The following is an 11,722-nucleotide window of genomic DNA, read 5'->3' as shown; positions in this document are numbered from 1 at the left end:
CCAACTCATTCGCTGCGCATAACGCCGATGGCACAACAAACAATGTTCGCTCATGGACTCTTTAATAACCCCCTTTCTTGAGCCAGACGGTTCATGCGAACGATCTGCCGTTTCGCGGCGATCATCGCTTTTGTTTTTCCGTAATGAAAAAAGCGGACGTCTCCGTTTGGATGCTGGGCGCTTCGTCCCACCCTTCCGGCAATTTGGACAAGCGCGCCCTCTGTAAATAGGTCATCCTCTGCTCCTAATACCGCCACATCGAGGCGAGGAATCGTCACGCCGCGTTCTAAAATCGTCGTCGTGACGAGAAGCGGAATCGCTCCTTGACGAAAAGCGTGCACTTTTTCCTTACGGGCGCTATCCTCGGCGTGGACCCCCTCGATCCGCGCATCCAGCTGCTTAAGTATTTGCACAACCTGCTGCAGCAGGGCAATATGCGGAACAAATAGCAGGGCTGGTCTCCCTCCTTGGATTCTCTCATTTGCCCAGGCCAGCACATTGCGGGGAAGCTTTCCTTTTTGCACTTGCTTTCGCCAATGTCCGCACCATTCAAAAGCAGGGACCGGGAGAGGATAGCCGTGATAGCGCGCCGGAATCGTCGCCGCCATTCGCTTGTTCTTTTGAATTTCCCGTTGCCATGCTGGATGGGGAGTCGCTGTTAAATAAATCAAAGCGGACGGTTCACAGCGGGCTTTGGCAGCTGCATATTGCAGCATCGGCTCCACAGAGTAAGGAAAAGCATCGACTTCGTCGATGATCATGACATCAAACGCGCGATAAAAACGAAGCAGCTGATGCGTGGTCGCCATGACAAGAGGGGCCTGTTTGAAACGATCCTCGCTTCCGCCATATAAAGCAATGATGGGAACCGTTGGAAACGCCTGCTTGAAGCGCGGAGCCAGTTCTAATACGACATCCATTCTGGGGGTAGCGATGCAGACGCGTCTGCCGCGCTCTAGGGCATGGGCGATGCCGGGAAAAAGCACTTCTGTCTTCCCCGCCCCACAAACAGCCCAGACCGTTAATTCATCATGGCGGTCTATGGCTTGTTTGACCGCTTCCGCCGCCGCTTGCTGGGCATGGGAAAGTTTGCCACTCCAAACAAGCGGACGGTCATAAGCGATTCGCTTTGGGCTCACACAAGAAACGACAAGCGGAGTACATTCGCTCACCCTTCCCATCATCAAGCATTGCCGGCAATACGTACAGCTCTCTTCACAGCGGGCGCAGTGAAAGGAGGCAAAAAGATGGGCGCGCTCATTTCCGCATCGTTCACAGCGATAACCGCCGCGCTCGGTTTGAGTAATGCCTTTTTGATAACGCAAATAACCATTTTCATAATGGGCCTGAATCTGTTCCAGTGAAAAAGGGAGATCATCTATGAGAAGCTGTCTGCCTTCAAGAAAGGCAAGAAGAGTAGGAGAAAAGGGAAATTCGGGGTTTTTCTCGCAAGAAGGGAGATCGGGCAGACGGCTAATCGGCCGGCGGTCTTTATGCTTTTCCTTTGCCAGCGCTTCTGGAAGCCATTTGCCCTGTTCAAACACAAAACGCATCTTATCCCTCCATGATTCATTTTGGCGAATCGTTGCCTAAAGAAAAAAGCGGAACTGACGGTTTTCGGTTGAAGACAAAGCCCACAGTAGACTTTGGCTTCAACCATTTTAACAGCCTTTATGGATTGCGTCGGTTGCATCAAAACGCTTAGCAGATCAGGAACGCAGCCGAGTGAAAACGCGAACCGAACTCAAACGTTCATGAGCCGATGATGCAAGATGAAAGCGTTTATCAACATTCTGAAGCGGTCCGTACTGCTTGCTTCGGCAGCATTGATGCTTTTTCGGTTTCCCGCTGATGCCGCCGATCGATGGCTTGGCGATTGGCATGTGGACGGTCCCATCCGTTTAGATAAGGGACTTGATGTCCCGTTCCATGATGATGAAGCTCTTTATGGGCGATACCAAGTGAGCCCGAGCGCGCCTTCGCCCAGATGCGTCCCAATGACCGGGCCGAAATAGCTGATCAAAAATTCCACATTCGGATAGGTTTGCGCCAGCTCCTGCTTCCACGCCTCCGCTTCCTCCAAGCGGTTCGCATGGATAATCGCCGCTTTCAGGGGCACTCCGAGCTTGGCATCCTCGGCGAGCAGCTCCTCGATCCGCTTGATCGCTTTTTTGCGCGTACGGATTTTTTCAAACGGCACAATGACTTTGTTTTGAAAATGAAGCAGCGGTTTCACCTGTAAAAGGCTGCCGATAAACGCTTGGGCACTGCTCAGCCGTCCGCCGCGCTGCAAATGGATTAAGTCATCCACCATAAAATACGCGCGCAACGAGGTTTTGATTTCGTCCAGGCGGGCAATAATCTCTTGGGGATGCTTGCCCGCCAGCGCCATTTCAGCGGCCTCCATCGCATAAAAGCCTTGTGCCATGCAGCTGATCTCCGAGTCATACGCGTACACCTGAAGGCCTTCTACCATGCCTGCTGCCGTTAACGCCCCTTGATACGTACCGCTTATGCCGCTTGATAAATGAATGCTTACCACCGCGTCATATTGCTTGGCCAGCGTTTCAAACAGCTCAACAAATGCGCCGATCGACGGCTGCGATGTTGTCGGCAAATGTTTATGCTGCCTCACTTCTTCGAAAAATGGCTCCGCATGAATATCCACTTCTTCCCGATAGGCTTCATTGCCAAAGGAAACGCTTAATGGAATCATATAAATGTGCAATGCTTCGCGCACGTCTTTCGGAATATATGCCGTACTATCCGTGACAATCGCTGTCCTCATCATTCATACCTTCCTTATTTTGATTATGGCCTTTGCTGATCCATCGTCACAGCGGATACGCTGCACCAATTCGCTCATGCAGGACCTTTCTCATTTGACTAGCCTGTTCTTTCAGTTTGTCCCCATCGGCATGAGCGAATGGAAACGGTCTGCATGTGGATGATCAGCCCGTCTTCCTTACCTCCATTGTAGCGGAAAAAAAGATGGATTTCATTACAAAAAAAGGCTGCCGAATTCTCGACAGCCTTGGCGCTCAGCGGACCTCCACCCATCCGTTTTTGATCGCCACAACAACCGCTTGTGTACGGTCATTTACATTTAGTTTTTGAAGAATATTGCTGACATGATTTTTCACCGTTTTTTCACTTATAAACAACGCCTCGCCAATGCCGCGGTTGCTTTTGCCGTCCGCAAGAAGCTGCAGCACCTCACACTCCCGGCGCGTTAACAAATGCAGCGGCAGACATACCTCGCGCGATGTTTTTTCGACCTTCTGGCTCGTTCCTGCGGCGAGGCGGCGGTATTCTTGAATTAAATTATGCGTCACGCGCGGATGTAAATAAGATCCGCCTTCTGCTACGACCTTGACCGCTTCTATCAATGTATCCGCATCCATATCCTTTAATAAATAGCCTGTCGCGCCTGTTTTCAGCGCATGCATCACATAATTTTCATCATCGTGAATGGAAAGGACCACCACCTTTGTGTCAGGGTACGTTTCCACCAGCTGCCGCGTCGCTTCCACTCCATTCGTATTCGGCATGTTAATATCCATAATCACGATATCCGGCTGATGCTTTTGCACCAACTCGAGCGCATCACTGCCATCCGCTCCCTCCGCTACTACCTCAAATTGTCCTTCGAATTCTAAAATCCGCTTGACTCCTTCGCGAAATAATTGATGGTCATCAATAATAACGATGCGTGTTTTCATTGATCGATCCTCTCCCTTCTTGTTTGTGTCGTTTCTAACAGCGGAATTTGAATAAACACGGTTGTTCCCACACCCATTTGTGAACGGATATTCATCGTTCCTTCCAATAATTCTACTCGTTCCTTCATCCCAATCAATCCAAAGGAATTTTCCTTCTTTTTCTTCACATCAAATCCTTTTCCATTATCTTTAATCATTAGGAAAAGATACTGCTGCTTCATTTCTACCTTCACTTGAATCTCAGATGCCTCCGCATGCTTCAGTGCGTTTTGCACCGATTCTTGGACAAGGCGAAAAATCGCCACCTCAAAATGGGCAGGCAATCGTTTTTCCTCCCCAATATGTACAAAAGAAATTTTCGTTTGCTGGTTATACTCCTCAACATTTTGCAAATATTTACGGAGGGTAGGTATTAAGCCCAGATCATCAAGCGCCATTGGCCTTAAATCATAAATAATTCTTCTCACTTCGTAAAGTGCAGAACGTACCATTTTTTTAAAATCCCGCAATTCTTGAACCGCTTCATCGACACTGCGTTGTCGAATAATCCGTTCCATTAAATCCGAGCGCATCATCACATGGGCGAGCATTTGGGCAGGACCGTCGTGAATCTCCCGCGATAAGCGGCGGCGTTCCTCTTCTTGAGCTTCGATAATCCTTAAACCGAACTCCTGTTTTTGTTTGGCCCCTTCTATAAACTCGCCCACTTGGCGAAAGTCGCTGTTCAAATAATTCAGGACAACGGTGATTTGTCCAATTAAATGATCGGCGCGTTCAATGGTTTCTTTTAGTGCGGCTAAACGCCGTTCCAATTCATCGCGCCGCAGCCGCAGCTGCCTTTCTTGCTCGCGAATCATCGTCAGCTTCATTTGCAGCTCGTGCGCGATTTCATAAGCCTCGCGGATTTCCATTTCGGAATAGCGTGAAAAATGGCGGTTCACCTCTGATAAGCGCTGTCTGGCCAGACGCGCCTGCACCTCCAGCCGATCTGCTTCATCGATAATCAGGCTGACTTGCGTTTTTGTTTCCTCTAGCTCCTTGATCAAATGCTCATACTCATGGCGGGACCGTTCGCCGATCTGAAAAATTTCATCTTTGCTATGATGAACCGTTTTTACCATTTTTTCGACAATTTTATCTAATTCCTTCGCATTTAATTTTTTTGGCAAAGACATACGAAATCCTCCGTGCTTATACAAAAAAGTATCAAGAGATCATACAAATTTTTCTAACGAAAAGTTTTATTTGAAGGAAAAAAGCTGTCGATTTATAATAGAAAAAGATGCTTTTTCGCTACCTGTTCCCGACCGGTAGGCGACGGCATATACTTGTTTTTTTAAGTATAGCATGTTTCACGCAACTTATCGCCAAAAATTAAATTGGTAATAAAAACATATGCAACAGCGTGCCGCATGATCGCGAGGTGTTTCATCATTGCTGCATAAATATTATACCGTAAAAGGATATGGAGAAAGTGAAATCGTGATCGAAAAATCGCGATTCATTTGTTATGCCAATCGGGCAACAACGGAAGAGGAAGCGACTCAGTTCATTCAAACAATCAAAAAAAAGCATTGGGATGCGACGCATAACTGCTCTGCTTATTTAATCGGCGAGCATGACCACATCCAAAAAGCGAATGATGACGGTGAACCGAGCGGCACGGCTGGGGTTCCGATGCTCGAAGTGCTTAGAAAAAAAGGACTAAAGGACACCGTTGTCGTTGTGACTCGCTATTTTGGCGGCATTAAGCTTGGAGCCGGCGGTCTCGTCCGCGCTTACAGCAAAGCGGTATCCGAAGGGCTGAAAGCAGCGGAAATTGTTGAACGCCGCCTCATGCGCATTATGCATGTTGCGATCGATTACAATTGGCTTGGTAAAGTGGAGAATGCCCTTCGCTCCTCCATTTATGATGTGAAAGCCATTCACTATCTAGATCATGTCGAAATCGAGGTATTTGTCGAAGAAAACAACAAGCAGCCGTTTTGCGAATGGCTCACCGATTTAACCAATGCAAAGTCGGAAATAAGAGAAGGAGAAGTAACATATTTGGAAAAAACAATCGAATTTTAACTATTCACTTATGAGACACATACTAGTTAATCGTAGAGTATCGATTAATCATTTTATTCTTTAGTTGAAAAGAGGGTTCCTATGAATGATTCAAGAACAAATAGAAAGTCTTTAAAAATAAAAAAAAGAAAAAAGAAAAAAAGAAAAAAGTTTCGCTTTCTCATCTTCGTCATTCTTTTTTTGCTAATTGGTTCAGGAAGTGCCTTTGCCTACCATATATACTTTGAAACAAAAAAAGCAAGCGAAAAAATTTACCAAGCATTGGATTTTTCTAAATTATCCAAAAAACGAACTGAAAAAATTCAAATAAAAAAAGATCCCATGACCATTTTACTTGTAGGTGTGGAAAATCAGTATCATGATGAAAAAGGCCGCTCCGATGTGATTATGCTTTTAACTATAAATCCTGTTTCGAAGAAAATATACATGTTAAGCATTCCACGTGATACACGAGTTTATATAACAGAAGAAGGAAAGAAGGATAAAATAACCCATTCTTATAGTTATGGTGGCATCGAATCAACAATCGCTGCAGTTAACGAACTAATTGATGTTCCGATTGATTACTATATCACAACAAATTTCGAGGGTTTTGAGCAAATTGTCGATTCACTAGGTGGTGTTACAGTTGATGTACCGTTTACATTTAGTGCGCAGCTTACTGGCTCTTTGAAAAAGTACACATTTCATAAAGGCAGAATGGAGCTAAACGGAAACCAAGCGTTAGCATATGTAAGAATGCGAAAATCAGATCCAAAAGGAGATTTAGGAAGAAACGAACGGCAGAGACAAGTCATTAAAGCCATTATCGAAAAGGGATCATCCATTAGCTCCCTATCAAAGCTTGATGATGTTATCAATCATTTAGGGGACAATGTCCGGACAAATATTCCTCCTTCGGATCTACTTTCATTCATTTATCTATATCAGAAAATGAAAGATGTTCCAATTGAGAATCTACAGCTAAAAGGATACGACAACTATATCGATAATATTTACTATTATATTCCAGATGAACAATCTGTTGCTGAAATCAACGAAACGCTCAAACAAGCATTAGAAAATGATAAGGATACTTCATACACACAAAATAATGTCGAAATGGATTCAACTAAATCTTCCAACTAGCTATTTAAAAAGGCCCTAAGAACTAGGGTCTTTTTTACTATTATCCGTCGTAAAAAATAGAAAAATGAAGAAATCAAGGGAAAATAGTAGTGAAGAAATTTATTTTTCATTCATTAAAAAACTAATAAATGATTTCAGATAGCACGTTTAGCACTTTATTCCGATTGGAAATTTCGACAAAAATCGGTTACTATAAATAATAGCTTCAGAAAATTATAGAGTTTGGAGGGATAGCGTGAAAAAATGGATTACTTCTACGATTGTTGCAACTTGTTGTATATGGCCAACCTTTGCTTCTGCTGACGACTCATCGTCTAAGCAATATCCTGTACAGATGATAACAGACGAAGCAGCTACATTGCGTAAAGGCGCAACTACATCCTATCCAATCGTGACTTCCGTTCCTTCAGGAAAACAGGTACTAGTCATAGATGAATTTACAAATGCGTCTGGAGAATTGTGGTATAGAGTCCAATTTGATAACTTTACTGGATGGATTTTAGCAGAACAACTCACTGCTCAAAAAGAAACAAATGTTGGAAATCTAATGATAACAAGTGAAACAGCCACATTACGTAAAGGTGCAACTACGTCCTACCCGATTGTGACTTCTGTTCCTTTAGGAAAACAGGTACTAGTCATAGATGAATTTACAAATGCAGCTGGAGAGCTATGGTACCGAGTCCAATTTGATAACTTTACCGGATGGATTTGGGCAAAACAGCTTACTCTTCAAAAAACAAACATAGGAAAATTAGCCGTTGCTCTTGAAAATGGGGTCGCTCTACGCAAAGGGGCCTCTTCATCATATGAGGTGGTACAAACATTAAGAAATGGTGAGATAGTTCAAATCATTGACGAATACACAAATTCTCTCAACGAAACATATTATCGTGTTGATATATCTGGAAAAAAAGGATGGATACGTACTAACCAGTTATATGTCTCCGATCATCTGCCAGAAAAGCTCCCAACCTATTATTCTGTTGGCCAAACAGCCTTGGTCAGACGTGGAGCAAGCGATACATATCAAACAGTGGCCACTATCAGTAAAGGGCAAACCATCGCTGTAATCGATTTGTTTGTGACTACTACTAAGCACTTATGGTATCGTATCGATACCGAAAAAATCAAAGGATGGGTACCTGAAGAAACGCTAAAAAACGCAGTGGTCGTTGCAGCTCCTAATGGCCTTGACAGCCAACAGCAGACAAAAACATACCAGTTGTCCATTAGCGTATCTGTTGCAAATGTCCGACAAAGCCCATCCACCAACGCTAAAGTGTTAACACAGTTAAAAAATGGTGTTTCTTTAACAGGTGTTGACATTTCAACAGATTCGCAAGGTGCCAAATGGTATAAAGTCGTTCTTTCAAATAATCAAGTTGGCTGGGTGCATGAAACAGTGGTTCAAGTGAAAAGCACCAGTACATCATCTAATACGATACCATCTTCTCAAAAGAAGGCAGTGGTTACAAATGGAGCTGTTGTTTATGAATCACCATCTTTCAAAGCACAAATTATCGAGAAGATACCAAAAAACATTCAGGTTACTATGATGCAAACAGTGAATGATACGTCCTTTAACTGGATCAAAGTTACTTCCTCAACAGGAAAAATCGGATGGATGCCAGAATTTGAAATAAGCACACCAAAATATGTATATGCAGCCACATCAAGTGTTCCGCTTCGCCGCGGCGCATCAGAATCTTACGCAGTGGTAAGAAATCTAGGTGCAAACGAGCGACTACTATATTTATATAGTTATAATGGATGGATTTATGTGGAAACTTCCTCTGGTATACGCGGGTGGGTACCACAAGGTAAAACCTCTACAGTAGCTACCAATAGCCTAATTCAGCCTAAACTCAAAACCAGTGGAACAGACCGCTATATAGAATGGAGCAAAACTAATAATTTCAGCGTATCCTACTCAATTCTATCAGATAATCGTTTAAAAATTACCGGAGGGTTTTCTCATTCTGACATTCCCACATTCAAGATCGAGGGGATAAAATCCATTGAACAAGTTGACTCTTCGCTCATCCTAACATTTTCACCAGGATATACATTCACGATTCGTAATTATGGTGATCGCATTTCTATAAAAATTCTCGAAACTGGATTAAAAGGAAAAAAAATTATCATTGATGCTGGACATGGCGGACATGATACAGGCGCAATTGGCCCAACTGGCTTAAAGGAAAAAGATATTAATTTAGATACAGCCTTGCTCCTGAAAGCTGAATTAGAAAAGTATGGAGCTATTGTTAAGCTAACAAGAAGTACAGATGTATTCTTGGAGTTAGCTGAACGAACAACAATCGCTAACAGTTCTGACTACGATGCGTTTATTAGCATCCATGCTGACTCTTATTCTAGTACATCATCTGGAACAACAACTTATTATAATGTATCTACCAACTTCAATGGTCCCAAAAGTGTGAAATTAGCTCAATATGTTCAAAAATATATAGTATCACAATTAGGGACTTCAAATCGTGGATATAAAGAGCAAGAATTCTATGTCAATCGTAAAAATGAATTGCCTAGTATTCTAGTAGAATTAGCATTTGTATCCAATCCAAAAGAAGAGGCCTTACTAAAAACTAAAGCATTCCGTCAAAAAGCAGCAGCCGGTATTCGTCAGGGGCTGGAAGAATATTTTAATAATTTTTAAATTTTAAAGATAAAAGAGTTGCTTCAAATCACCATACTTTGAAGCAACTTCTCTTTACACAAAAAATACGAGGAGGCTTTAACAGTGAAAACAAAAAAATGGGTAGTGTCTATGGGACTAGCTATCGGAATAACGATAGGTTCTATTTGTTTCACTCCTTCTATTATGAAGGCGTCTGAAGAAGTCATCTTGGCTAGCGTAGACTGGGTAACAGCCCAATTAAACCCGATTAAATCACAAATTACAAGCCTACAGGCAACGATTGCTGCCCAACAGAAAGAAATTGATAACTTAAAGCAACAGCTTGCTAACCAATCCCCGTCCTTGCCATCAACCGTTTACGTGATCCAAAATAATGTGGCTATTCGTAGTGGAGCAAGCACTTCCTATAAAGTGGTTAGCTATAAAAACAAAGGGGATTCATTAAAAGTAATTACTTCTTTCTCTTCTTCACAAGGATTATGGTATAACGTTCAGCTTAGTTCCACTGTAAAAGGCTGGGTCTATTCTGGCGATGTATCGACATCTCCTAATAGCACAACAGGCAATACGCAAAAAACAGTCGTCACCTCAGCACAAACAAATATTAGGAAAGGGGCAAGTACATCCTATCCAATTATTGAAACTGTTGGAAAAGGAACATCTCTCCTCTACATTCAATCTTTTACTAACAGCCAAGGTGAAGTATGGTATAACGTTCAATTAAGCAATGGAAAAAGAGGTTGGATGGCTGGTTATTTAGGCGAGGTGAAGTAATCAAATGAAATATATGTTTTCTCTGATCGCTGCCAGTTTAATGTTATTCTTTTTTTTGCCTAGCTCACCTAAGGCTTTAAGTGTTGTTTCATATCCTAATCCTGTCAATGTTCTTTTATATCAAGGAAGTTCTGTATCCATAACAATAAATGGAAACTACCAATTATTCAACAAACAAAAAGGCACGATTACACCACTGAGCAACAATACAACGCTTACCGTAAAATATACATTAAATGGGGTCACTATCACTAATGGATCAACGCTCGACTCTTCTACGCTTGGATTTACCATTCAAGAAACGCAAGGAGTCTATGCTTTATCCCTACTAAAAATCAATAATACTCTGTATCGGGGCAGCGCAGACATTACTATCAAAAATAATAGCCTTCAAGTCATCAATATTGTAGATATGGAGGATTATTTAAAGGGCGTAGTCCCAAATGAAATGCCTGCATCTTGGCCAAAAGAAGCACTGAAAGCTCAGGCTATCGCTGCAAGAAGCTATGCGGAGGCAACAAAAAGTACGCTCACTACCAATCCTAACAGCCAAGTATACAGCGGATATAGCAGTGAAGATGCCCGCACGAACGCAGCAGTGACCGAAACTCAAGGTTTGTATGTAAAGTATAATGGAAAAGTCATTCAAGCCTTTTTCCATTCCACAAGCGGCGGGAAAACGGCCAATGTTGGTGATGTTTGGAATTCAAATCAAAGTCTGTACCCTTATCTTTCTACTGTAGATGATCCATATGAATCATCGCCATATAGTACATGGTCCTTTACCTTTTCGCCAAATACAATTTTAAAATCTTTCGGATTTACTGACAGTTCCACAATACTTTATGACATATCCATTCAAAAGAAGGGAGCTAATGGGGAAGTAGGGGGAGTTACTATCGTTACCTCATCAGGAACAAAAACGATAAGCGGAAATGAGAGCACTATTCGCAGTTTGTTCCCATTAAACGACTCCCGTTATTATAATAAGTTACTTTCCAACTGGTTTGCCATTACAGTCAATAAGAATAGTGGGGGACTATATGTACAAACCACTAGCAACAAAACGGCTATCGCCCAAATAAATGGTCAGCGTGTTCAAACAAACTCTGGAAGTCTAATCATTTCTAATCCTGAAAATATTCGTGTCCAAACATCAACTGGTATTACTTCTCTTCCTCCGACAGGTACTGGAGGTGTTTCTTCGATTGTTGTTAATGGAAAAGGATGGGGACACCGAATTGGAATGAGCCAATACGGAGCAAAGTCATTGGCTGAGCGTGGCTGGACTGCAACACAAATTTTGCAGCATTACTTCAAAGGGACGACTGTCTCTAAATAATAATAAAACAGAGTCTGGAGC

The 11,722-nt window shown here is 42.7% G+C and carries 9 protein-coding genes; 5 read left to right on the top strand and 4 right to left on the bottom strand.

From position 1 onward, the window contains the following. Positions 1-50: 50 nt before the first annotated feature. The 4 genes from AT864_RS13125 to AT864_RS13110 form a co-directional block, all read right to left on the bottom strand. A complete protein-coding gene (locus AT864_RS13125) occupies positions 51-1,553 on the bottom strand; it encodes a DEAD/DEAH box helicase (protein WP_066149538.1) in 1,503 nt (500 codons plus the stop codon). Between the two features lie 392 nt (positions 1,554-1,945). After that, positions 1,946-2,788, bottom strand: coding sequence for a DegV family protein (locus AT864_RS13120; protein WP_044746304.1), 843 nt, complete (start codon positions 2,786-2,788; stop codon positions 1,946-1,948). 253 nt (positions 2,789-3,041) lie between these two features. Then, complete coding sequence (locus AT864_RS13115) at positions 3,042-3,722, bottom strand: response regulator transcription factor (protein ID WP_044746297.1); 681 nt, start codon at positions 3,720-3,722, stop codon at positions 3,042-3,044. Beyond that, on the bottom strand, positions 3,719-4,897 hold the full coding sequence (locus tag AT864_RS13110; RefSeq protein WP_066149535.1) for a sensor histidine kinase: 1,179 nt from the start codon (positions 4,895-4,897) through the stop codon (positions 3,719-3,721). The genes AT864_RS13115 and AT864_RS13110 overlap by 4 nt, the downstream gene beginning before the upstream one ends. Positions 4,898-5,156: 259 nt before the next feature. Here AT864_RS13110 and AT864_RS13105 point away from each other — a divergent pair, with 259 nt between their 5' ends. From AT864_RS13105 to AT864_RS13085, 5 genes are all read left to right on the top strand, one after another. Further along, positions 5,157-5,795 (top strand): YigZ family protein, encoded by a 639-nt coding sequence (locus AT864_RS13105; protein WP_066149533.1) that lies wholly within the window; start codon positions 5,157-5,159, stop codon positions 5,793-5,795. 81 nt (positions 5,796-5,876) lie between these two features. Continuing rightward, complete coding sequence (locus tag AT864_RS13100; RefSeq protein WP_066149530.1) at positions 5,877-6,923, top strand: LCP family protein; 1,047 nt, start codon at positions 5,877-5,879, stop codon at positions 6,921-6,923. Positions 6,924-7,158: 235 nt separating this feature from the next. After that, positions 7,159-9,603, top strand: a complete 2,445-nt coding sequence (locus AT864_RS13095) for an SH3 domain-containing protein (RefSeq protein ID WP_066149527.1) — start codon at positions 7,159-7,161, stop codon at positions 9,601-9,603. Between the two features lie 111 nt (positions 9,604-9,714). Further along, a complete protein-coding gene (locus tag AT864_RS13090) occupies positions 9,715-10,359 on the top strand; it encodes an SH3 domain-containing protein (protein WP_066149751.1) in 645 nt (214 codons plus the stop codon). A gap of 4 nt (positions 10,360-10,363) precedes the next feature. Beyond that, entirely contained in the window at positions 10,364-11,701 is a 1,338-nt protein-coding gene (locus AT864_RS13085) for a SpoIID/LytB domain-containing protein (protein ID WP_066149523.1), read from the top strand. Positions 11,702-11,722: the final 21 nt, after the last annotated feature.

Source organism: Anoxybacillus sp. P3H1B, from assembly GCF_001560855.1.
Classification (GTDB): domain Bacteria; phylum Bacillota; class Bacilli; order Bacillales; family Anoxybacillaceae; genus Anoxybacteroides; species Anoxybacteroides rupiense.
The sequence above is the reverse complement of the archived record's forward strand: the minus strand, read 5'-3'. Positions and strand labels throughout refer to the sequence as shown.